Genomic DNA, 22,623 nt, shown 5'->3' with positions numbered 1-22,623 from the left:
CTGAGGGGAGGAATCAATGTTTCTGGAACTAAACGAAGAGCAGAAGCTGATTCAGGAGACTGCGCGCGAATTCGCCAAGGCGCAGTTGGAGCCGCTGGCGGCGAGGCTTGACCGGGAGGACGACCGCCCCGCTTTCCTCGCCAACTTGAAGAAGCTGGCGGAATTAGGCTTCATGGGGCTGAACGTCTCCGCCGAGTACGGCGGATCGGAAGCGGGAGTCGTCGCCTTCAGCGTCGCCATGACCGAGATCGCCCGGGCCTGCGCCTCCACGGCGGTCACCGTGTCCGTCAACAACATGGTCTGCGAGGTGATCCAGGCGATCGGCTCGGCCGAGCAAAAAAAGAAGTACATCCCCCGCATCTGTTCGGGCGAGTACCCAGCCGGTGCCTTCGCCCTGACCGAGACCGGTGCTGGTTCCGATCCCGCCGGCATGACTACCTCCGCGGTAGCGGAGGGAGACCAGTGGGTGCTGAACGGCTCCAAGATCTTCATCACCAGCGCCCCGTACGCCGGTGTCTTCGTGGTCTGGGCCGTCACCGATAAGGACGCTCCCAAAGGGAAAGGAATCAGCTGTTTCCTGGTGGAGCAGGGCGCGCCGGGGCTCGTGATAGGGAAGCAGGAAGAGAAGACCGGGCAGCACGCCTCCGCCACCTGCGAGGTGATCTTTGACAACTGCAGGATTCCCAAGGACGCCCTGATGGGGAAATTGAACGACGGTTTCCGCATTGCGGTCGGCGAGTTGGCCGGCGGGAGGATCGGCATCGGTTCCCTGGGGCTGGGAGTGGGACTTGCGGCGATGGACTTCGCCACCAAGTACGCCAGCGAAAGGGTGCAATTCGGCCAGAAGATCACCAATTTTCAGGCGATCCAGTGGATGGTTGCCGAGGCGTACACAGAGCTTGAGGCCGCGCGCTTGCTGCTGATGCAGGCCGCCTACCGCAAGGATGCCGGCAAGTCCTTTGCCAAGGAAGCCTCCATGGCCAAGATGTACGCCACCGAGGCGGCGAACCGGGCCTGCTACAGCGCGGTCCAGATGCTGGGGGGGTACGGCTACACCCGCGACTTCCCGGTCGAACGCTATGCCCGCGACGCCCGCATCACCGCTATTTACGAGGGTACCAACGAGATCCAGCGGGTGATCATCGCCAGGGAGATATTGCGCAACTTCAATTGAAGCGCCGGCAGGTCCGACAGGTCGGCATTGCAGTCCGAGAAAACAGGAGGGTGTCTATGACTGGCAAGCGCATCACCTTACAGCAGGCTGCGGAGATCATCAAGGACGGCTCCAGCCTCACCTTTTCCGGCTTCACCATCTGGCGCCGCCCCTTCGCGCTGGTGTTCGAATTGATCCGCCAGGGGCGCAAGGGGCTGCACCTGATCGAGGTCAACGGCGGCCCGCAGACCGAGTTCCTCGTCGGTGCCGGCTGCGTCGACATCTGGGAGTCTTGCTGGGTAGGCCACGAGCTTTACGGCAAGTACGGCGCCAACCTCTCCAGGAAGGTCGGCAACAAGGAGATCATCGTCGAGGACTACAGCCACGCGGAGATGCTGTTCCGCTTCGCCGCCGCGGCCTCCGGCGCCCCCTACGCGGCGACCCAGACCTCGCTCGGGACCGACCTGCACAACCCCGAGTACGACATGCTGGGACGCGCGGGCCTCAGGGACGGCAAAAGGATTCCCAAACACAAGTACATCTTCACCGAGGACCCCTTCTACGGCGCCGGAGAGCAGGTGCTGGTCCCCGCGGCGAAGGTCGACGTGGCGGTCATGTGCGTACAACAGGTGGGGGAGGAGGGGACGGTGCGGGTGAACGGCCAGTTCTACTCCGATCCGGAAGTGGCCCGGGCCGCCGACATCACCATTGTCATGGCGGAGGAGATTGTCCCCGAGGAGTACCTGCGCCGGGAGAGCGACCGCAACACCATAGCGAGCTTCGAGGTCGATTACATCCTCGAATGCCCCTTCGGCGCACACCCCACGGGGATGTTCGGGCGCTACGACGTGGACGGAGCCTTCCTCAAGGACTTCTACGGCAGGACCAGGACCCAGGAAGGGTTCGATGACTTTGCCAAGGAGTGGATCCACGGTCAGGACCACCATAGCTACCTGGAGAAACTGGGCTGGCCGCGCATGCTGAACCTCAAGGCCAATACCGCGCTCAACTACAGCACCGGCGTAAAAAGGGGGCAATGACATGGAAAGTAATTACGCAACTCCCGAAGAATACGGCCTCCCCGACCTTCTCTGCTGCGCTGCCTCGCGCGAGGTAAAGGACAACGAAATCGTCTTCGCCGGTACCGGCCTTCCCATGGTGGCGATCATGCTGGCCCAGAAAACCCACGCCCCCAACCTGAAGTTGATCTTCGAGGCGGGGACGCTGGACGGGCGCCCTCCGCAGATCCCCACCTCGGTAGGCGACGCGCGCTGCGAGATGGGAGCCTCCCGCTCCTCGGGACTGAACGATGCCTTCAGCGTGGCCCAAAGAGGGTACGTCGACTTAGGTTTCCTCGGCGGGGCGGAGGTGGATGAGTACGGCAACGTCAACACCACCTGCATCGGGAACTACCTCGACCCCGAACTCCGCCTCACCGGTTCCGGCGGCAACCCCGACATCAACTCCTTCGCCCGACGCACCGTCTTCATCATGGTGCACGAGAAGCGCCGCTTCACCGATCAGGTGAGCTACATCACCAGCCCTGGGTGGCGGGTGAAGAAATGGCCAGAAGGAAGCTTCGTCCACCGCAAGGAACTCTACGGCTCGGCCTACCGCGGAGGCCCCTCCGCCGTCATCAGCACGGCCGGCGTATTCCGCTTCGACGACGAGACCGGGCGCATCTACCTCGACACCTGCCACCGGGGGAACTCCCCCGAGCAAATCCGCGAGATGTGTCAATTTGATCTTGACATCTCGCGGGTTAGCGGCGAAACTCTGCCTCCGACCAGGGAGGAGCTGCACTTCATCCACAGTGTGCTCGACCCGGAGCAGATTTTCATTCCCAAGGTGAAGCACAAAGGGTAGCAATGGCTGAATTGAACCCGATGGAGGATTTCCAGAGGGACATCTCCTATCGTCTGTTGAAGCAGGATGACGGCACCGCGAAGCTGACGGCGCTTTTGAAGGACAAGTTCCATGACGTGGTGGCCGAGGTCGTTGTCGACGTGGCCACGTTGAAGATAGTTTCGGCGAAAGCCGATTTCCACCGCTCCCCCACCCCCGATTGCGGCAACGTATCGGCCCGCATGCAAGGGCTAGTGGGCTTCACCATCGGCAAGGGGCTGCAGCGCAAGCTCGCCGAGGTGCTGGGGGGAGGAGGAGGGTGCGGCAACATGCGCAACCTCTTGCTCGGACTGCTCCCGCTTGCCCTCAACCTGAACGCCGCTGCGGGAATAGCCACCGAGCAGGAGATGATGGACGCCATCCACGACAAGTTGATCGGCACCTGCGCCGGTTACCGTTCCCCCCGCGACAAAAGCTGACCAATTTTCCGCAGCGCACAGGTGGCACCTTCCCCCACCCCCTAACCCCCTTGTACAAGCTCCAGCTTCCGCCTGATGCAAAGCTGGAGCTTTGGCCGCCTTGGGTTCCCAAGCTGGAGCTTGGGAACCAGAGATGTACCCAAAGGGGAGTTCTAACAGGAAATGAATATGGACTGGTACCGTTTGACCCTGACTCCGGAGGAAGTTGCCGCCGGGGAAATTAGCCCGATAAAGGATGCCTTCACCTCCGCATTTCGCGCCGCGGGCGGCCCCCGCGCCATGGCCCTTTTCCAAAAGGGAAACGAGGGCGGAGGCGCCGACCTCTTTTTCACCCCTGATTGCGCCAGCTTCGCATCGGACCTGCTTTCCGAGATCGGCGCGGTTCCCTGCCCGGGACCGGCGCTCATCGGCTTGGATCTCCTGGTGGGGCACAACGAAATCACCTATTACCTCACCACCTGACCCCTCCTCAAGCCGTTCCGCAACGTGACGGCGGCTCACCTGCCTTCCTGCTCTGCTTTGTTCCAACTTCTGCGCCGCAACGTCTTTTCCCATCCCTGCGCTATACTAGGACGGTGTTTTTTTCCCCTGGAGCGAGGAGAAAGCTATGGGTCGCGTCGGAATACGCAGACTTTTCAGCTGGATAGGGGGGCTCTCCCCCGCCGCCATCAGCTCCATCTTCGCCTTCAGCAGCCTCTCCTGGCTTCTTCTCGCCCACCTTCTCTTCCGTAGCATATTTGTAGACCGCGAACTCACCTACCTCGCCCTTAGCATCCTCGAGCTTTTCGGGGTCGCCACCATGACCGTCATAGTCTATCTGCTCACAGAAAAGAGCGAAGCAAGGCATCGGGCCATCGAACTGAGCATCCGCGAACAGACCATACGCGACGGGCTCACCGGGCTCTACAACCGGCAGGCTTTCGACGATTTCCTGGCGCAGTCCATCGAATATGCCAAACGCCGCAGGGAATCGGTCGCCCTGCTCTTTCTCGACCTGGACCGGTTCAAATTCGTCAACGACAGGCGTGGGCACTTCGTGGGAGACGCGGTCCTCATCGAGACAGCGCGACGGCTCACCGACTGCGCCAAACGCGGAGAGGACCTGGTGGCCCGGGTGGGGGGGGACGAGTTCGCCATGCTGCTGCGCCACCCCGATATGCCGGACGGGCCGGGGGTTGTCGCCAGGCGTGTGCTGGAGTCGTTGTCGGCGCCGGTGCAGGTGGATGGCGAGACGCTGAAGACCAGTGTCAGTATTGGCATCGCCATGTTTCCTTCCGATGCCGACGATCCCATGCAGCTCTTCAAGATGGCCGATTTCGCCCTGAACCAGGCGAAGCAGCAGGGGCGCGCCACCTTCTGCTTCTACGGCGGCGAATGGCGGGAAGAGCGCGACCATACCCTGCAGCTGGAACAGGGGCTCTTGCGTGCCATCAACTACGACGAGTTGTTCCTGGTTTACCAGCCCAAGCTGGATACCTCCAACATGCGCGTCATCGGAGTGGAGGCACTGGTGCGCTGGAAGCACCCGCACCTGGGAGTGCTCGGGCCGGCGAGCTTCGTCCCCGTCGCCGAGAAAGCCGGTCTCATCTGGCCGCTGACCGAGTGGGTGCTGAAGAGTGCCTGTTCCCAGGCGGCGCGCTGGTACCGTAACGAGGGGCTGGACCTGAACGTAGCCGTCAACCTCTCCCCTTCCGTTTTCTCGCATCAGGACCTGGAAGAGGTGATCGAGAAAGCGCTGAACGACAGCAACCTCCCCCCGGACCGGCTCACGCTCGAGATCACGGAGCAGTCGCTGATGATCTACGAGACGGAGGCGCTCGGGGTGCTGGAGCGCCTGCAGCGGATGGGGACCAACATCCAGATCGACGACTTCGGCACCGGCTACTCGTCCCTCTCTTCTCTCAAGCACTACCACTTCCAGGCGCTCAAGATAGACAAGTCCTTCGTCAGCGACGTCGTCACCTCCTCGGACGACGCCGCCATTGCCACCACCATCATGTTCATGTCCAAATGCCTCGACATGGAGGCCATCGCAGAAGGGGTGGAATCCGAGGCGCAAAAGGAATTCCTCGCCTCCATCGACTGCCGCTATATGCAGGGCTTCTATTTCTCCCGCCCCCTGGCCGCCTCTGAAATGGCCGATTTCATCAGGCATCTCGCCGACGACAAGAAAGCTTGAAATGCCCAACTCCACCTATATAATAGTGAGCGTCCTCTAATTCCATTAATCATTAGAAAGGAGTCTGCTCATGGGTGACAGGCAAAAGACGGTGGGGGTGTTGACTGGCGGGGGCGACGTGCCTGGGCTGAACCCTGCCCTGAAAACCTTGGTGACCCGCGCCGCGGAGAACGGCTACCGGGTGCTCGGCATCCGGCGCGGCTGGGGCGGGCTCCTGGCCTACAACCGCGACGACCCGCACTCCGGCGAGAGCACCCTGATGCCTTTGGACCGACACTCGGTCCGCACCGTAGACCGCTCCGGCGGCACCTTCCTGCACACAAGCCGCACCAACCCGGGCAAAGTGGCGACCGCCGACGTGCCTGAGTTCCTGCGCGGCGCGGACTTTGATCCGCGTAACACCGGGCATCACGATTTCACCCAGCACGTTCTCGCCAATCTGGAGCACCTGGGGGTCGATTCCTTGATCGCCATCGGCGGGGACGATACCTTAAGCTACGCCGAACGCCTCTTCCGTGAAGGGGTCCCGGTGGTCGCCATTCCCAAGACCATGGACAACGACGTTTTCGGCACCGACTACTGCATCGGCTTCTCCACGGCCGTGACCCGCAGCGTCAACTTCATCCACAGCCTGAGGACCAGCGCCGGCTCCCATGAGAGGATTGCCGTGGTCGAGCTCTTCGGGCGCAACTCGGGCGAGACCTCGCTCATCTCAGCGTACCTTGCCGGCGTCGATCGCGCCCTCATCTCCGAGGTTCCCTTCGACGTCGAAAGGCTCGCCCTTCTGCTCCAGGAAGACAAGAGATCCAACCGCAGCAACTACGCCATGGTGACTGTATCCGAAGGGGCCTCTATGATCGGGGGGCAGACTGTCGAGTACGGCCAGGAGGACGCCTACGGCCACAAGAAGCTGGGGGGCATCGGTGTCGTGGTGAGCGAGGCGGTGAAGGGGCTCACCGGCTCACACATCATCTACCAGCAGCTCTCTTACCTCATGCGCAGCGGCGCCCCTGACTCCCTCGACTTGATGGTCGCCTACAACTACGCCAATATGACCATGGACCTGATCAGCGAAGGGATGTCGGGAAGGATGGTATCCCTGCAGGGAGGGACCTACCGGCACATCCCGATCAGCACCATCATGCAAGGCGAGAAGCGGGTGGACGTGGCCGAGCTCTACGACCTCGAGGAGTACCGCCCCAAGGTGCGCCACGTATTAGGCAAACCGATGTTCCTGTATTAAATCCACGGCAGACACCATGATTGAGATCGACGGCAGCGTCGGTGAGGGGGGAGGGCAAGTGCTGCGCAGCGCGCTCAGCCTCTCCTGCCTCACCGGCCAAGGCTTCAGGATCCACAACATCCGCAAGAACAGGTCCAAGCCCGGCTTGATGCGCCAGCACCTGATGGCGGTGCAGGCCGCGGCCCGCATCTCTTCCGCGGAGATCGCCGGCGACAGGGTCGGCTCTGCGGAGATCAGCTTCTTCCCCCGGGCAGTCCGTGGGGGCGACTACAGTTTCGACATCGGCACCGCGGGCTCTGCTTCCCTGGTGCTGCAGACCGTCATCCCAGCGCTCTTGTCCGCAGACAGGAAAAGTAGCGTCACCGTAACCGGCGGCACCCACGTCCCGTTCAGTCCCTGCTGGAACTACCTATCCGAAATCTTCTGGCCTGCCGTCTCCCGCCTGGGAGTCAGAGGCAACCTCGACCTGGAGGCGTACGGCTTCTACCCGAAGGGGGGAGGGAGGATCCGCTGCCGCCTTCAGCCGCAGGGAACCCTGTCCTCCCTCACCCTCACCGAGCGCGGGCGCCTTTTGCGGATCACCGGCTTTTCTGCAGTCGGTAACCTCCCCCTCTCCATAGCGCAAAGGGAGCGCAGCTCGGCGCTCCACCTTTTGCGGCATGAACTGGGAGAGGAGGTCCTCATCGACCTGGAAGCGCGGGAGGTGCGGGTCTACGGGCAGGGGACCTTCATTTTCATCAAGGCCCACTACGAGCGCGCCGAGGCGGGGTTCACCTCCTTGGGCGCCCGCGGCAAACCGGCGGAGCTGGTGGGGGAGGAGGCGGTGCGCGAGCTCCTGGAGCATCATGCGACCCGGATGCCGGTGGACCCACATCTTGCCGACCAACTGGTGCTCTACCTTGCCCGTGCACAGGAGGGGTCGCGGTTCGCGACCTCGCGCATCACCTCGCATCTCGAAACCAACCTCCTGGTGGCGGGGTATTTCCTGGAGCTGAAAACGGAACTTGGAGGCGCGGAGGGCGCGCCGGGAGAGGTGAGGATCGTGCCGGCAGGAAACCGCGCCCGATAGGGAGGCATGAGGAAAAGCGCTGGATGGAAGTAAAGAAGGCGGCCCGTGTGGGGGCCGCCTTCGTCGTTTCGGTTGCTGCCGAACTTCCCGTTTAGTAAAGGGGAGAGCGGGCTCTGCCGCTTGGGCGGGATGAGGCTAGTACCGCTCGAACCCGACCTCCATCAGCTCCGGGTCGCACATGTTGATGTGGAGCCCCGCGCCGGCAGCGGCGGCAGCATAGTGAGCGGGAGCCGCCCCCGCCTTGGTCGTCTTCCTTGCCGCAGCCTGCTGCTTGTGGGCCGCCTTCTTCCCCTGCAGCCTCAGCTCCGCGGTGTTCACGTTGATCTTGAAGAACGCGACCGTCCCCTGCAACTGCTCTGCCTGCGAGGCGAGCTCCTCCGCGGTCGACGCCATCTCCTCCGAGGCGGAGGCGTTTTGCTGGATCACCTGGTCCAGCTGCTGGATCGCCCTGTTGATCTGCTCCGCGCCGGTGTCCTGCTCCTTGCAGGCCGCCGAAATCTCCTGCACCAGCTCGGCGGTCTTCTGGATGTCCGGGACCAGCTTCATCAGCAGATTCCCCGCATGCTCCGCCACATCCACCGAGGTGAGCGACAGGTCGCCGATCTCTCCCGCCGCCTTCTGGCTCCTCTCCGCGAGCTTGCGCACCTCGGAGGCGACCACGGCGAATCCCTTGCCGTGTTCTCCGGCCCGCGCCGCTTCGATCGCGGCGTTCAAGGCCAAAAGGTTCGTCTGTCGCGCGATCTCCTCTATGATGGAGATCTTCGAGGCGATCTCCTTCATGGCGTTGACGGTCTTGGCGACGGCGCCGCCGCTTTCGCCGGCGTCCTGGGCCGATTTGGTCGCAATCTTCTCGGTCTGGACGGAATTGTCGGCGTTCTGCCGGATGTTCGCCGTCATCTGCTCCATCGAGGAGCTGGCTTCTTCGGCCGCGGCAGCCTGCTCGCTCGCCCCTTGCGACATCTGCTCCGACGTGGAGCTTAACTCCTGGCTGCCGCCGGTAACGTTGTCCGCTGCCGCCTTGACGTCGGCCACGACCTTGGTCAGGTTCTGCACCATGGTGGAGAGGGCCTGCATCAGCCCGTCGTTCGCCGAGCGTTGCTTGACCTCCAGCATGAGATTCCCCTCGGCGATCTCTTTGGCGAGATGAGTGGCGCTGTTGTTGGCCTCGATCAGGAGGTTGATGTTGTTTTTGATGTCGTTGAAGTCACCCTGGTAGACGTCGGCGATCTTCTCGGGGATGTCCCCCTTGGAGATGCGGTCCACGTACTCGGCCGTCACGTTGATCGGTCGAACGAACGCGTCTATCAGCCGGTTCAGCCCGGTTAAGAGGTCGCCCCAGGCCCCTTGGTAGGCGGCGGCATTGCTCCGTACCCCCAGCTTCCCTTCCTGAATCCCCTTGATCAAAAGGTTCATCTCTTCCGTCATCTTCCCGATGGTGGCGATCATCGCGGTGAGGTTTTTGCCCATCAGGTCGCGGTCGGACTTGGGAGTGATCTGGACCGAAAGGTCTCCCTGCGCCACCTTTTCCGCAGCCAGGGACGCCTCCTTGATGTTGTCGGCCATATTCTTGAACGATCTCCCCAGCATCGCGATCTCGTCCTGCCCATCGGTCGCGATCTGAACGTCGACGTCGCCCAGTGCGAGCTTGTCGGCGCAGCCGGCCAGCGCATCGATCGGCCTGGTTATGCCGCGGGTGGTGAAGAGCGCGGTGACTGCGCCGATGATCAGGGCAACCACGGCCATCACCAGCATCATGGTCATCGATCTGTCGGAGACGGCCACCGCGTCCTTATACTGCTCCTCGATTCCAGCTTCCTGGTATTTCACCAGTTCATCGAAGGCTGTGAAGATAGCGGCGCAAAGTGGAGCCGCGTCCTTCTCGAAAATCTCCGCTGCGCGGGCCGTGTTGTTGGCCATGGCCAGCTCGATTACTTGGTTATTCGTCTTGCGTGCATTCTCGATCGACTGCTTGGCGGCGGCGATGAGCTCTTTCCCCTTGTCCGAGGTTTCCAGTTTCTCCAGTTTGTCCATGGCCGTCTTGTACTTCAGGCGAGATGCATCGATCTTCTTCCCTTCCTCCTGCCTGGCCTCCCTGGTGGATTGGAGGATCAGGTTCTGAATGGCCGACATGGCGGCATTGATCTGCTTCGAGGCCTCGTTTGCCTTCTGGATCTTGCTGTAATCCTTCTCGACGATGGTGCCCAGTCCGTTGTCCATTTTCATCATCCCGATGACGCCGATGGCGCTGATCGCCAGCAGAAACAGCAGAATGACCCCGAAACCTGCGCCCAGACGTTGCCCGATCTTCATGTCCTGAACTTTCATCACAATCCCCCGATGCATTTTATGGTGCTAAGTGGCGCTCGGACCGTCGAAGAGTCCACAGAGGCTCGACGCCCTGTTATAGGTACAGATGGCGTTTTTATTCTTTATCGAACCGCTATGGGAAAACTTGAAATTATTTTTTCGGATTTTCCTATCGATCTTATGTCAGAGAGGGAGCACACGGCAGATAGTGGCAACAAAAGCGGGATTTGTGACAGTTCGGCAGGAAAAGGCAGGGCTGCTATGACAGCGTGCGGCGGGTCTGGTCCTAGGAATGGATGAGCAGGCAGAGTTCCTCTATCAGCGGCAGCTGCCCTTTGAGTATCTTCGCCTTGGCGGCCCCGAGCTCGAACCAGCCCGCCCGGTCCACCTCCGGGAACTCGGAGAATCGGCCTGAGCGAGGCGGCCATTCGAGGGGGAAGGTGTTGCTGGTGATGGCGGACGGGTCGCAGTCCCCCGCAAAGGCCCAGGCCTTTACCCTTTTGCCGCCGGGCTGCCGGATCTCGGAGAGCTCCAGGAACTCCCCCTCAGCAACAAGTCCGGTCTCCTCCAGGAACTCGCGCCGGGCCACGACGAGCGGCTCCTCTCCGGGGAGGTACTCCCCCTTGGGGATGGACCAGGCTCCCTCGTCTTTCCCGGCCCACAAAGGCCCCCCGGGGTGCACCAGGAAAAGTTCCAGCCTCTCTTCCTTGAAGCGGTACATGAGGAGCCCGGCGCTTTTCTTCATGTCAATGGGCCTGGCCGCGCGGCAGCTGCCATCCTTTGACCAGGGCGGCGCACCTAATGGCGATTACGGTGACGGCGGAGACGGTGAGGTTCACAGTGTTGGGGACCTCAGTGAAATGCAGGAAGTAGAAGAGGGCGCCGCCGACAACGCAGGCCGAGGCGTAGATCTCGCGCTGCAGGATGAGCGGGATCTGGTTGCTCAAAAGGTCGCGCACCAATCCGCCGCAGGTGGCGGTCATCACCCCCATGATGATCGCACCCATGAGCCCCAGGTTGAACTGGAGCGCTTTGGAGGTGCCGATGACCAGAAAGGTCCCAAGGCCCAGGGCGTCCAAGAGCAGCATGGCGCGGTTCATCCTCTCGAAGCTCCTGGGAGTGAGAAAGACCACTACGGATGCCGCCACGGCGAGGTAGAGGTACAGCTCGTTCTTAAAGCAAAAGGGGGGGGTGTCGTTCAGGAGGACGTCGCGCATGACGCCTCCGCCGGTCGCGGTAACTATCCCCAGGACGATGACGCCGAGGAGGTCCATGCCGCGGCGGACTCCCGCCAGCGCTCCCGAGGCGGCAAATGCGACCGTACCGAGCAGGTCGAACGCGTAGATGATGGCTTGGTTGTTCATTTCGTTTAGGTTCCTGTCCTTGGGGATCGGTCTCGGGAGGGATGCCGTTGAAGGTCCACTGCTGCAAGAGCAGGGGGATCGCGCCAGGGAAGCAGGAAGGGATGCGGCGCCTTTTTCTAAGCTAGCTACTCCTCGAACTCGTCGTGGTTTTGTCCGGGCGCGCGGTAGTCCTCGACGTCGTGCCAGAAACGGTGCTGCAGCTCCTTCAGGAGCGGCTCCAGGGTTTTGCGGTCGGCGGCGCTGATGGTGACGGCCCCGTACCTGCGGGTTAGCTGGCGTACTTTCATGAACGCGAGCGGGTCCCCCTTCTTCAGCTCGGGAAGGAGGTCCGCCTTGTTGAAGACCAGAAGCTTGGGTTTTTGGGAGAGCTCCAGTTCGCCCAGGATGGCGTCCACCTGGATGATCTGCTCCTCAAAGCGCGGGTTGCTGCAGTCGACCAGGTGGATCAGGAGATCCGCGTCTTTCAGCTCCTCCAGCGTCGCCTTGAAGGCACCCAGAAGCGACTTGGGGAGGCTGCGGATGAAGCCCACGGTGTCGGTTATGATCACCTCGCGGTCCATGGGAAAGCGCAGCCGGCGCGACGAGGTGTCGAGAGTGGCGAAGAGGAGGTCCTCGGTGAAAACCTCGCTGCGGGTGAGCGTGTTCAGGAGCGTTGATTTGCCGGCGTTGGTGTAGCCGACGATGGAGATGATGGGGATTCCCGCCTTCACCCTTTTCTGGCGGCGCTGGTAGCGGCCGTTGGAAAGCTCTTTCAGCTCCCGTTCCAGGTGGGCGATGCGGTCCCTGATGCGCCTGCGGTCGACCTCGAGCTTGGTCTCGCCGGGCCCGCGCCCGCCGATCCCCCCCATGAGCCGCGACATCTGCACGCCGCGGCCGATCAGCCTGGGGAGGAGGTACTTCAACTGGGCGAGCTCCACCTGCACCTTGCCGTCCTGCGAGGTGGCGCGCCGGGCGAAGATGTCAAGGATCAGCTGGCTGCGGTCGATGACCTTCAGTTCGGTCAGCTCCGAGATGGAGCGCACCTGGGCGGGGGAGAGCTCCTGGTCGAAGACCAGCATGGTAGCGCCGAACTGCAGCGCCTTGATCAGCACCTCGCGGATCTTCCCTTCGCCCAAAAGGTACCGGGGGTTGAATTCCTTCGGGCGCTGGATCACGGTGTCCAATACGCCGACCCCGGCGGTTCTCGCCAGCTCCTTCAGTTCTTCCATGGAGTCGACCGCCTCTTCCATCGGGCGTTGGGTCACCGAGATGAGGATGCCGCGCTCCTGGCCGGTTGCGACCAGGGTCCCCTCCTTGAGGCCGCGCTCAAGGGTCTGCTCCAGGGTCTCGACGAAGGAGCGGAAGTCGAGGTCGAACTTGGCGAAGGGGACGGAGGGCTCCACCTGGTAGGGGAGGTGGTGCCCCTCCGGTGGGACGAGCGCCGCCGTCTGGATCGAGAAGCGGTCAGGGTTTTGGGTGAGCTGCAGGGCAGCTATCATGTCGAGGCGCAAAAGCGAGAGGTCGGTCAAGTCGTCGTCGGAGAGCGGCTCCCCCTTAAGGTGGGTGTGCACCAGGCGGATGCCGCGCAAAAGTCTGCGCCCCAGGGGGTAATCCTCCAGGGCCGGGATCATCAGGGCGCGCTCGTCGCCTACGACGACGTAGGCGATCTCGCCGATGCGGCTTACCAGTACGCCCAGCTGGCGCCTGATCTCCAGGGAGATGTCGGCCATTTCCCGGGCCAGTTCCAGCGAGACCACTTCGCCGGGTTTCAGTCGGCGGCGGTACAGCCTTTCGAGCCGTTTTACCTGGCTAGGCTTCAACCCTGTCAGATTACCGTGCAGTCCTTTGATGGAGCACCTCCCGTTTTACAGGCCGATGATGTTGTAGCCGCTGTCGACGAAGTGGATCTCCCCGGTCACCCCGCCGGCGAGCGGGCTGGCGAGATAGAGCGCCGAATTGGCGACGTCCTCCTGGGTGATGTTGCGCCTAAGCGGCGCCTTGCCGGCGACGTGGCCTGCAATCTGGCCGAAGCCGCCGATGCCTGCCGAGGCGAGGGTGCGCAGGGGGCCTGCGGAGATGGCGTTGACGCGGGTCCCTTCGGGGCCCATGGCCTCGGCGAGGTAGCGCACGCTTGCCTCAAGCGCGGCCTTGGCGACCCCCATCACGTTGTAGTTGGGGAATACCTTCTGCGCGCCGTAGTAGGTCATGGCGATGATGCTTCCCTCGCGCCCCTGCATGAGCGGCGCGGCCTCCTTGGCCAGCGCGATGAGGGAATAGGCGCTGATGTCGAGCGCTGTGGCGAACCCTTCCCGCGTGGTGTTCAAAAACGATCCTTTGAGCTCGTCCTTGTTGGCGAACGCTACCGAGTGCACCAGGAGGTCCAGCCCCCCCCACTGTTTCGCGACGTCGGAGAAGAGCCTGGCGATGTCCTCGTCGCTTCTCACGTCGCAGGGAAGGATCATGCTCGCCCCGATGCTCTCGCCCAGGGGGACTACCCTTTTGGCCACGCTCTCGCCGGCGTAGGCCAGGGCGATCTCGGCGCCCTCGCGCCTGAATGCCTCGGCTACGGCCCAGGCGATGCTTTTGTCGTTGGCGACACCGAAAATCAGTGCCTTTTTACCTTCAAGTAAACCCATGCGTCTTATCTCCCTGCCTGTGTCGTCGCATTAGGATGCGTTACTCGGTGAGACGACACACAGCGGCACATAATAATGAATAAAAAATGAGTTGGCAAGGACTATGGCGGGTATTGCGCCCCCTTAAGGTTCGGGGGCGACTGGTTGTTGCGGGTGGTTTTGCGGGTCTGCCGGTGCGGCGCCCCGGGGGATTTCCAGGGCCCGCTCGATGGCAGCGACCCTCTTCTCCATCTCCTCCAGAACGACCAGGGTACGGTCCACCTTTCCCTTGATGCTGAGGATCAGGAAGGGGACCAGGAACCAGATCACCACCAGGAAAAATCCCAGGATGGACATCATCATCATGAAGCCGCCGAAGATTTCCATAACTCCCCCGTCTATGATGGGATAGCGCCGGACTGCGCCTTTTCCAGCGCTTGGGCCAACTGGTCCGGACAGGAGGTGTCTCCCTGGCAGGCGATTCCCTTGAGCCTTCTGATTGCCTCGCTTACCTCCATGCCGCGCACCAGCGCGGATACCGCCTGAGTGTTGCCGGCACAGCCGTCCACGAAAGTGGTTTCTACGATGACGCCGTTGTCGACTTCTATCTCGATGCGGGAGGCGCAGCTCCCGGAAGTCTGGTAGCTAATTTTCATCTGTGGTTCGATCTCCTTTTGATTGTGAATGTGCTGGCGCGCCGTATTGGTAGTGGCACCTACCCCCACCCACTAACCCCCTCCCGCCAGTGGAGGGGGGACTCTTTCGGCTGCCGTCCATCCTCCCTTTCCCTTTGGGAGAGGGTCGGGGTGAGGGGGCGCTGCTGAAGTGGGCGGTATATCGCGAAGCTGGGAAAAAGTCAATCGGCGAGGGCGAGTGCCTGGGCCATGGTGAGCCGCTCCGGGCCCGGAGACTCCTGCAGGTAGAGAGCGTTGATGGCGGCCAGCATGGTGTTGAGGCGCTCGAGGTCGATTACGGCGCTGCCGGGGATGCTCGGAAGTCCCTTGAAGTTCTCGGGACAGAAGTCGATGCTTTTTTCGCCGTCGCACTCAAGCATCAGCGGCAGTCCGTGGGTGCGGCAGATGACCGGGCGCGCCTCGTAGAGCAGGCAGAGCCCGTCGTGGAGCAAAGGGCAGCGCACCGGCTCCGCGCTTGCGGCTAGGCCGCGGATGAGGTCGACTTCGTCCGCGGAGCGGCTTTTCAGCGCCTCCCTCACGGCGGCTGCTTCTATGGCGAAGATGGAGAGGTGCCGGCAGCAGGCGTCGCATCCGGCGCGGCAGGCGATATTTTCGGGGAATTGGTCTACGGTCCGGGCGCAGAGATCGTCGATACGCTCCACAAGTGCGTGATAATTTTCCAGTCCCGCCATGCTAACCGTTCTCGCGCAGGCTTTTGCTGAAATCTTCCATCAGCTGCTTGTTGAGGTAAAAGTAGGGTTTTTCGATGGTGCCGGCAAAGCCGAAGCTCTTGAAATTTACCATGACCGGATCGTCGGTGCGGCCGCTGGAGACGTACCCCTTGGCGCCCGGGTCGATTTCCAGCAGGCGCTTCATCGCCTCCTGCCCCCCCATCCCCCCGGGGATGTTCAGATCCAGTATCACAGCAGCGAAGGTCAGCCCCGCCTGGTGCCGCTCTCGGTACAGCTCGACAGCTTCGGAACCGTCAATAGCGAACTCGACCTCAAAGCCGTACCTCTTCAAGGTCTCGCCCGCGACGAAACGGACCATTTCGTCGTCATCCATGACAAGTACCTTTGCAACTACCCGATCATTGTCGTTTTGCATTGGAAGCTTCCCTAGTTACACGGTTGTTAAGCTGCGGCTGACGTGATACTAATCTATAGCCGGTATGTTTGCAGCTGGCAAGTTACTTTTTCATGTGAGACTCGATTCATCTTAAGGAGAGCTGGAAATGGCCAAGTTTAAATCCCCCGTGACCGCTGCGGTACGCGTGCTGCGGCAGGCAGGGGTATCCTACGGCGAACACCCCTACCAGTACGAGGAGAAGGGGGGGACCGCAGTCTCGGCGCGGGAGCTAGGCGTAGACGAGAGATGCGTCATCAAGACCCTGATCATGGAGGACGAGGCGAAAAGCCCCCTCGTGGTCCTCATGCACGGAGACCTCCAGGTCTCCACCAAGGAACTGGCGCGCGTGATCGGCGTCAAGTCCGTCGCCCCCTGCACCCCGGATACGGCAAACCGCCACTCCGGCTACATGGTGGGGGGGACCTCACCCTTCGGCACCAGGAAACAGATGCCGGTCTACCTGGAAGAGAGCATCCTGGAACTGCCGCTCATCTACATTAACGGCGGCAGCCGCGGTTTCCTGGTTTCCATGCCCCCCACCGAGCTGGTGCGGGTGCTGCAGCCGGTGCTGGTGCAAGTAGGTATCTAGGAGGAGCGATGGATCTCTCCAGGAGTTTCGAACAGGCGGCGGAACTGGTGGCGCAGGCCAAGGCGCTGGTGGTGACCGCTGGAGCCGGCATGGGGGTGGATTCCGGCCTGCCGGATTTCCGCGGCGACCAGGGGTTCTGGACCGCGTATCCCTTGTACCAGAGGCTCGGCATCAGCTTCGTCGATGCGGCGAACCCGGAACATTTCGAGCGGGATCCGCGCTTCGGCTGGGGGTTCTACGGCCACCGCACCAACCTGTACCGGGAAACTGTCCCGCACCGGGGCTTTCAACTGCTGCTCGATTGGGCCAAGCGCTACCGGCTCGACTGCTTCGTCGCCACCTCCAACGTCGACGGCCAGTTCCAAAAGGCAGGCTTCGCAGCAGACGCCGTGCTGGAGTTCCACGGCTCCATCCATCACCTCCAGTGCACCAGGCCCTGCAGCAGCGCCATCTGGGAGAACAGGGAAGAGTTCCGGATCGACACGGAGACCATGCGGGCCGACCATGTCCCTCTTTGTCCCCGCTGCGGTTCCTCCGCACGCCCCAACATCCTCATGTTCGGCGATTACGGCTGGATCGACGACCGCACCATGCGCCAGCAGGAGCGCTTCCGGCAGTTCCTCTCCCGGCAGGGGGAGGGGAGGATCGTGGTGGTCGAGATGGGAGCCGGGACCGCCATCCCCACCGTGCGCGCCGTCAGCGAGCGGATCGGCTCCCTGGCCCATGGCCGCGTCATCAGGATCAACCCGCGCGAGCCGCAGATTTCCAAACCTCACCTCTCCCTTCCCTGCGGAGCCCTGGAGGGGCTTAACGGGATAGAGGAGATGCTCCGCCTTAGCTCAAGGCCCTGAAATGAGGGCCCCTTCCTTGGTTGAACCCCGCCGATAAAAAAACCTTGCCATACCAATTCCTTACTGCTAGTATTGCTCATTTTTTAGGCAGATAAGGAACGATCGCTTTATGCAAAAAACGGTGGCCCTCGGCCCACTTGTGTTGAAGAATCAGCTATTTCTGGCCCCGATGGCGGGGATTACCAATCTGCCGATGCGGATCATCTCCCGCGAGGGAGGTGCCTCGTTCGCCTTCACCGAGATGGTAAGCGTGAACGGCCTGACCCGGGAAGGGCGCAAAAGTTTCGATCTTTTAAAGAGTAGCGCGGAGGACCGCCCCATCGGGATGCAGCTTTTCGGCGACGATCCGGAGATGCTGGCCGAGGCGGCCCGCCTGGTGGAAGAGTACGGTGAGCTGATCGACATCAACATGGGATGTCCGGTGCGCAAGGTGGTGGGAACCGGCGCCGGGAGCGCGCTGATGAAGGACCCACAAAAGGTGGGGCGCATCGTCAGGAGTGTCAGGGGCGCGACCAGGCTTCCGCTCACCATCAAGATACGCACCGGCTGGGTCTGCGGCGACGACACCTTCCTGGAAGTGGGAAAAATAGCCCAGGAGGAGGGGTGCGACGCGGTAACGCTGCATCCCCGAAGCCGCGCCCAGATGTTCGAGGGGAAGGCCGACTGGTCACGGATCGCCGAGCTGAAGAGCGCGCTCAGCATCCCGGTGATCGGCAGCGGCGACCTCTTCAGCGCGGCCGACGTAGCGGGGATGCTGGCCGAAACCGGATGCGACGCCGTCATGGTCGCCCGCGGCGCCATGGGAAACCCCTGGATCTTCCGCGAGGCGCTTTCCCTTTTGGCCGGTGAGGAGCCGGCTCCCCCGACGGTGCAGGAGCGGCTGGCGGTCTCCCGCAGACACCTAGAGCTTTTCGCCGAGTTCGCGGGGGGGCGGGTGGCGCTCATGGAGATGCGCAAGCACCTCTCCTGGTATTCCAAGGGGCTGCCGGGGGCGGCGCAGTTTCGCGCGGCGGTGAACCGGATCGAAAGCGCTCCGGAGCTGATCCGGGCGATGGAGGAATTCTTCGATGCCTGAGAAACTGGAGAGTTACTACGCCAACGTGATCGACAGCGTGGGTGACGGCGTGATCGTCCTGGATAACGCCGGGGCCGTGACGCTGGTCAATCCCGCCGCCGAGGAGCTGGCCGGCGTTTCGCGCCGCCAGGCCATGGGCGTTCTCTTCAGCGAGATCTTCAAAGGGGAAGGTCCTCTGAACGAGATGGTCGCCAAGACCGTGGAGACCGGGATGTCGGTCTCCGACCATGAGAACATCGTGGTCAAGCGGGGGGGGAAGCTGATCCCTGTCGGCGCCAGCACTTCGCCGCTTCTAAGTGCAGGCGGGGAGCGCATCGGCACCATTTTGCTCCTGCGGGACCTGACCAACGTACGCGAGCTGGAGTCGGCCGTGCGCCAGGCGGACCGCCTTTCGGCCCTGGGGGGGCTAGCAGCGGGGCTTGCGCACGAGATCAAGAACCCTCTGGGCGGGATCAAGGGGGCGGCGCAGCTACTGGAACTGGAATTTCCCGACAACGAGGACCTGCGCGAGTACATCAGGGTGATGCTGAAGGAGGTACAGCGGGTCAACGTCATCGTGGAGGAACTCCTGGCGCTCGCTTCGCCTGGGCGCCTGAAGCTCTCCAAGGTGAACCTGCACCGGGTCCTTTCCGATATCGTCTTATTGCAGAAAAACGCCAGCGAGGGGAAAGAGGTCTACCTCCAGCAGTACTTCGACCCGAGCATCCCTCCCATCCTGGGGGACGAGGCGCTTTTAACCCAGCTCTTCCTGAACCTGATCAAGAACGCGCTGGAGGCGGTGGAGGCCGGCGGCGTGGTAAAGGTCACCAGCCGGGTGCTGTCGGACTACGCCATGACCCAGAAGGGGGAGCGGCGGGCGCGCATGGTGGCCATCGACATCGCCGACAACGGCCCGGGTATCGAGGCCGAGGTGCTGGAGAACATGTTCACCCCGTTTTTCACCACCAAGTCCCAGGGGACCGGGTTGGGCCTGGCCATCTGCCAGAAGATCGTCTCAGAGCATCGGGGCATGATCAAGGTCGATTCCGACGCCAAGCGCGGCACCGTCTTCACCGTAATGCTGCCGCTGGTGCAATAAAAACTGAAAGGCCGTTCAACGTTCTACGTTCAACGTTCGTTGAGGGCATTGGCCATTGGCTTCTGCGTCTTGGCTTGGCCGTTCGCTGCAGGTCAAAGTCAAGGTGACGACGCCACCATGGAGTGTGGTAACTCGAACGTTGAACGTTGAACCTTGAACGGGGTTTTAACAGGTTTTAGGAGATTTTATGTCCATCAACAACATACTGGTTGCCGACGACGAAGAGAGCATGCGCTGGGTCCTTTCCAAGGCGCTCAGGAAAAAAGGCTTCAACGTGGAACTCGCCCGCGACGGCAACGAGGCTCTCAGGCTGATCAAGGAGAACGTCTACGACCTGGCGCTTTTGGACATCAAGATGCCGGGGATGACGGGGCTCGAACTGCTCGACCGGGTGAAGGAGGAGCGCAGCGACCTTTTCGTCGTGATCATGACCGCCGAGGCGAGCATGAAAAACGCGGTCGAGGCGATGAAGCGCGGCGCCTACGATTACCTCACCAAGCCCTTCGACCTAGGGGTGATCGACGCGGTGGTCGAGAAGGTGAGCCGGGCCCGCGAGATGACCAGCCAGGTCTCGCTCCTCAAGGAGGAGCTCAAGGACCGCTACCAGCTGGAGAAGACCATCATCGGCAACTCCCCGGCCATGAGGGAGGTCTACAAGACCATCGGCAAGGTGGCCCCCAGCGACGTGACGGTGCTGGTGCAGGGCGAATCGGGGACGGGAAAGGAACTCATCGCCCGCGCCATCCACTACAACTCAAAGCGTCTAGGTAAGCCCTTCATACCGCTCAACTGCGCGGCCATCCCGAAGGAGCTTCTGGAGAGCGAGCTCTTCGGCTTCGAGAAAGGGGCCTTCACCGGCGCCACCGAGAGGAAGCTCGGCAAGTTCGAGCAGGCAAACGGCGGCACCATCTTCCTGGACGAGATCGGGGACATGCCGCTTGACCTGCAGGCCAAGATCCTGAGGGTGCTGCAGGAGCGCGAGATCACCAGGACCGGCGGGAACCAGAGCATCCCGGTCGACGTCAGGGTGGTCGCCGCGACCAACCAGGACCTCGAAGAGAGCGTGCGCAACAAGCAGTTCCGCGAGGACCTCTACTACCGGTTGAACGTGATACCGATCCATCTGGTGCCGCTCAGAGACAGGAAGGAGGACGTGCCGCTTCTGGTGCAGTACTTCCTCACCAAGATCTGCGCCGAGCTCGAAGTGCCGCAAAAGCGCTGCTCCGCCGACGCCATCAAGCTTCTGACCAACTACAGCTGGCCCGGCAACATCCGCGAGTTGGAAAACACCATCAAGAGGGGCGTCATCCTCTCGCCGGACCCGCTCTTGGTCGCCTCCGACTTCCCGGGGCTGCGCAGCCGCCAGAGCGAGGGCAAAGGGGAGGAGCTTTCCCTGGAGGGGATCGTAGACCTGAAGCTGCGCGGCTGTTTCAGCAACATGGAGAAGATGGAGAGCGGCGACGTGCACGCCATGGTGCTCGAACAGGTGGAGCGGCCGCTGATCCGCTTCGTCCTGGAGAAGACCCGGGGCAACCAGGTCCGCGCCGCCGACATCCTCGGCATCAACCGCAACACCCTGAGAAAGAAGATCACCGAGCTCGGCATAGAGCTGCGCAAGGAATAGACCTACCCCAACCCCATGACGAAGGAGTTACCCATGACCCTGTTGGAGAGATTTTTTCTGGAAAGAGAGAACGCGCAGCTCGTGGTGGTCGACGTGCAGGAGAAGCTCTGCCGGGCCATGGACGAGAAGGTGCTGGCCAAGCTGACTAGCAACATCTCCATACTTCTGGATGCGGCGGCGGAGCTCGGCATCCCGGCTCTGGCGACCGAGCAGTACGTGAAGGGGCTCGGAGAGACGCTTCCGGTCCTGAAGGAGAAACTTCAGGCGCCTAGCCTTGAGAAGATGACCTTCAGTTGCTGCGGCGGCGAAGGTTTCATGGAGGCGCTGGAGAAAAACGGAAGGCGGCAGGTGATCCTGGTAGGTATGGAGACCCACGTATGCGTGCTGCAGACCGCGCTGGAGCTTCTGTCACGCGGTTACGTGGTGCATCTGGTGTGCGATGCGGCAATGAGCCGTCGCAAGCAGAACTGGGAGATCGCCATCAAGACCATGACGGCGGCAGGGGTGGTCATGACCTCGACCGAGTCGGTGCTCTTCCAACTGCTGCGCCTGGCCGGCACCGAAGAGTTCAAGAAGCTTTCTAAACTCGTGCGCTAGTCCGCTCCAGGCTGTCCACGAAGCGGCCGATCTGCTCCCTTTCCCCTTCGGCGATGGACAGGAATTCCAGGCCGAACCCCGGGGGGAGCGCCGGCTTCTTCCTGCCCTTGGAGCTGTTCAGCCAGGCTACGCGCGCCCTGGTCTGGATGATGGCGCCGAAGGGCTCGGGGAGAGCGAAGATGACCTCTACCGTCGCATCTTCCTCCAGCTCCACGTCTGCGGCCACGTACATGCCGTTTTGGCTCAGGTTGGAGGCGGACCCTGAGAGGGTGAGGCCGAAGGCTCGGAACTTTACGTTCAAGCGGCTGTTCACCCTGCGGTCGCGCCGGTCGATGGCGGGGAGGAGCTTGCGGGCTGCCTCGAGAAAGGCGTGGCGGTCCAGGGGCTTGGTGAGGAAGCCGTCGCACCCGGCCTGCAGGCAGAGTTGCCGGTCCTCCTCTTTCCCTTCGGTGGTGATCAGTATCACTGCGGTCGACAGCCGGTTATCGCGCTTGATCTCACGGCAGCAGTCGGCTCCGTTCATGATCGGCATGTGCAGGTCCATGAAAACCAGGTCCGGCCGCTGCAGTCTGCAGACCCTGAGTGCCTCCTCGCCGTCGCGCGCGGTCAAGACGGTCACCGCGGAGAGCTGCAGGTAGTCCCTCTCGAGTTCGATAAACATGCTTACGTCGTCAACGAGCAGAACCTTGCTTGCCACTTACGCTCCCCCTGTCACTTCATTGCATAACTTCATTTGCCCCACCTTCAGCACTCCCTCTCCAGAAGGCGAGTTGA

The 22,623-nt window shown here is 62.1% G+C and carries 24 protein-coding genes; 14 read left to right on the top strand and 10 right to left on the bottom strand.

Features of this window, described 5'->3' with window-relative positions:
* Positions 1–16 precede the first annotated feature (16 nt).
* The 8 genes from K419_RS0111290 (at position 17) to rtcA (ending at position 7,968) form a co-directional block, all read left to right on the top strand.
* Positions 17–1,174 (top strand): acyl-CoA dehydrogenase family protein, encoded by a 1,158-nt coding sequence (locus K419_RS0111290; RefSeq protein ID WP_026841685.1) that lies wholly within the window; start codon positions 17–19, stop codon positions 1,172–1,174.
* Between the two features lie 56 nt (positions 1,175–1,230).
* Complete coding sequence (locus K419_RS0111285; RefSeq protein ID WP_035497175.1) at positions 1,231–2,193, top strand: CoA transferase subunit A; 963 nt, start codon at positions 1,231–1,233, stop codon at positions 2,191–2,193.
* A 1-nt stretch (position 2,194) separates the two neighbouring features.
* Entirely contained in the window at positions 2,195–3,019 is an 825-nt protein-coding gene (locus K419_RS0111280) for a CoA-transferase subunit beta (protein ID WP_026841683.1), read from the top strand.
* Positions 3,020–3,021: 2 nt separating this feature from the next.
* Entirely contained in the window at positions 3,022–3,477 is a 456-nt protein-coding gene (locus K419_RS0111275; protein ID WP_026841682.1) for a DUF2889 domain-containing protein, read from the top strand.
* Positions 3,478–3,645: 168 nt separating this feature from the next.
* Entirely contained in the window at positions 3,646–3,939 is a 294-nt protein-coding gene (locus K419_RS0111270) for a hypothetical protein (protein WP_026841681.1), read from the top strand.
* Positions 3,940–4,084: 145 nt separating this feature from the next.
* A complete protein-coding gene (locus tag K419_RS0111265; RefSeq protein WP_026841680.1) occupies positions 4,085–5,656 on the top strand; it encodes a putative bifunctional diguanylate cyclase/phosphodiesterase in 1,572 nt (523 codons plus the stop codon).
* A 70-nt stretch (positions 5,657–5,726) separates the two neighbouring features.
* Positions 5,727–6,899 (top strand): 6-phosphofructokinase, encoded by a 1,173-nt coding sequence (locus tag K419_RS0111260; protein WP_026841679.1) that lies wholly within the window; start codon positions 5,727–5,729, stop codon positions 6,897–6,899.
* A gap of 16 nt (positions 6,900–6,915) precedes the next feature.
* Positions 6,916–7,968, top strand: a complete 1,053-nt coding sequence (gene rtcA, locus K419_RS0111255) for an RNA 3'-terminal phosphate cyclase (RefSeq protein WP_026841678.1) — start codon at positions 6,916–6,918, stop codon at positions 7,966–7,968.
* 135 nt (positions 7,969–8,103) lie between these two features.
* Here the strand turns inward: rtcA and K419_RS0111250 are convergent, their stop codons facing one another.
* From K419_RS0111250 to K419_RS0111210, 9 genes are all read right to left on the bottom strand, one after another.
* On the bottom strand, positions 8,104–10,293 hold the full coding sequence (locus K419_RS0111250) for a HAMP domain-containing methyl-accepting chemotaxis protein (RefSeq protein WP_026841677.1): 2,190 nt from the start codon (positions 10,291–10,293) through the stop codon (positions 8,104–8,106).
* A gap of 268 nt (positions 10,294–10,561) precedes the next feature.
* Positions 10,562–11,020 (bottom strand): NUDIX domain-containing protein, encoded by a 459-nt coding sequence (locus tag K419_RS0111245; protein WP_026841676.1) that lies wholly within the window; start codon positions 11,018–11,020, stop codon positions 10,562–10,564.
* A 1-nt stretch (position 11,021) separates the two neighbouring features.
* The gene (locus K419_RS0111240) at positions 11,022–11,639 is read right to left on the bottom strand and encodes a trimeric intracellular cation channel family protein (protein ID WP_026841675.1); all 618 of its coding nucleotides are present in this window, start codon (positions 11,637–11,639) and stop codon (positions 11,022–11,024) included.
* A gap of 125 nt (positions 11,640–11,764) precedes the next feature.
* Positions 11,765–13,438: a GTPase HflX gene (gene hflX / locus K419_RS0111235; protein ID WP_026841674.1), complete on the bottom strand. Its 1,674-nt coding sequence runs from the start codon at positions 13,436–13,438 to the stop codon at positions 11,765–11,767.
* Positions 13,439–13,483: 45 nt separating this feature from the next.
* Positions 13,484–14,254: an enoyl-ACP reductase FabI gene (locus K419_RS0111230; protein WP_026841673.1), complete on the bottom strand. Its 771-nt coding sequence runs from the start codon at positions 14,252–14,254 to the stop codon at positions 13,484–13,486.
* 123 nt (positions 14,255–14,377) lie between these two features.
* Positions 14,378–14,620, bottom strand: coding sequence for a hypothetical protein (locus K419_RS0111225; RefSeq protein ID WP_026841672.1), 243 nt, complete (start codon positions 14,618–14,620; stop codon positions 14,378–14,380).
* Between the two features lie 11 nt (positions 14,621–14,631).
* A complete protein-coding gene (locus K419_RS0111220; protein ID WP_026841671.1) occupies positions 14,632–14,889 on the bottom strand; it encodes a TIGR03905 family TSCPD domain-containing protein in 258 nt (85 codons plus the stop codon).
* Positions 14,890–15,089: 200 nt separating this feature from the next.
* Entirely contained in the window at positions 15,090–15,599 is a 510-nt protein-coding gene (locus K419_RS0111215) for a YkgJ family cysteine cluster protein (RefSeq protein ID WP_026841670.1), read from the bottom strand.
* 1 nt (position 15,600) lies between these two features.
* On the bottom strand, positions 15,601–15,972 hold the full coding sequence (locus K419_RS0111210; protein WP_226377685.1) for a response regulator: 372 nt from the start codon (positions 15,970–15,972) through the stop codon (positions 15,601–15,603).
* A gap of 169 nt (positions 15,973–16,141) precedes the next feature.
* Between K419_RS0111210 and ybaK the strand changes: the two genes are divergently transcribed.
* The 6 genes from ybaK to K419_RS0111180 all read left to right on the top strand — a co-directional run bounded on the left by ybaK (position 16,142) and on the right by K419_RS0111180 (position 21,849).
* Complete coding sequence (gene ybaK, locus K419_RS0111205; protein WP_026841668.1) at positions 16,142–16,624, top strand: Cys-tRNA(Pro) deacylase; 483 nt, start codon at positions 16,142–16,144, stop codon at positions 16,622–16,624.
* 8 nt (positions 16,625–16,632) lie between these two features.
* Positions 16,633–17,475: an SIR2 family NAD-dependent protein deacylase gene (locus K419_RS0111200; RefSeq protein WP_026841667.1), complete on the top strand. Its 843-nt coding sequence runs from the start codon at positions 16,633–16,635 to the stop codon at positions 17,473–17,475.
* A gap of 109 nt (positions 17,476–17,584) precedes the next feature.
* Entirely contained in the window at positions 17,585–18,550 is a 966-nt protein-coding gene (dusB, locus tag K419_RS0111195) for a tRNA dihydrouridine synthase DusB (RefSeq protein ID WP_026841666.1), read from the top strand.
* The gene (locus tag K419_RS0111190) at positions 18,543–19,628 is read left to right on the top strand and encodes a two-component system sensor histidine kinase NtrB (protein ID WP_026841665.1); all 1,086 of its coding nucleotides are present in this window, start codon (positions 18,543–18,545) and stop codon (positions 19,626–19,628) included. Before dusB ends, K419_RS0111190 begins: the two co-directional genes overlap by 8 nt.
* Before the next feature lie 187 nt (positions 19,629–19,815).
* Positions 19,816–21,252: a sigma-54-dependent transcriptional regulator gene (locus K419_RS0111185; RefSeq protein WP_026841664.1), complete on the top strand. Its 1,437-nt coding sequence runs from the start codon at positions 19,816–19,818 to the stop codon at positions 21,250–21,252.
* A 33-nt stretch (positions 21,253–21,285) separates the two neighbouring features.
* Positions 21,286–21,849, top strand: a complete 564-nt coding sequence (locus tag K419_RS0111180) for a hydrolase (RefSeq protein ID WP_026841663.1) — start codon at positions 21,286–21,288, stop codon at positions 21,847–21,849.
* Here the strand turns inward: K419_RS0111180 and K419_RS0111175 are convergent.
* Positions 21,833–22,546, bottom strand: coding sequence for a response regulator (locus tag K419_RS0111175; protein WP_026841662.1), 714 nt, complete (start codon positions 22,544–22,546; stop codon positions 21,833–21,835). The two genes, K419_RS0111180 and K419_RS0111175, sit on opposite strands and share 17 nt — an antisense overlap.
* Between the last annotated feature and the right edge of the window lie 77 nt (positions 22,547–22,623).

Source organism: Citrifermentans bremense R1 (assembly GCF_000426865.1).
Lineage (GTDB): Bacteria > Desulfobacterota > Desulfuromonadia > Geobacterales > Geobacteraceae > Geomonas > Geomonas bremensis.
Note: the sequence above shows the minus strand (reverse complement) of the source record. Positions and strands in the feature narration are given on the sequence as shown.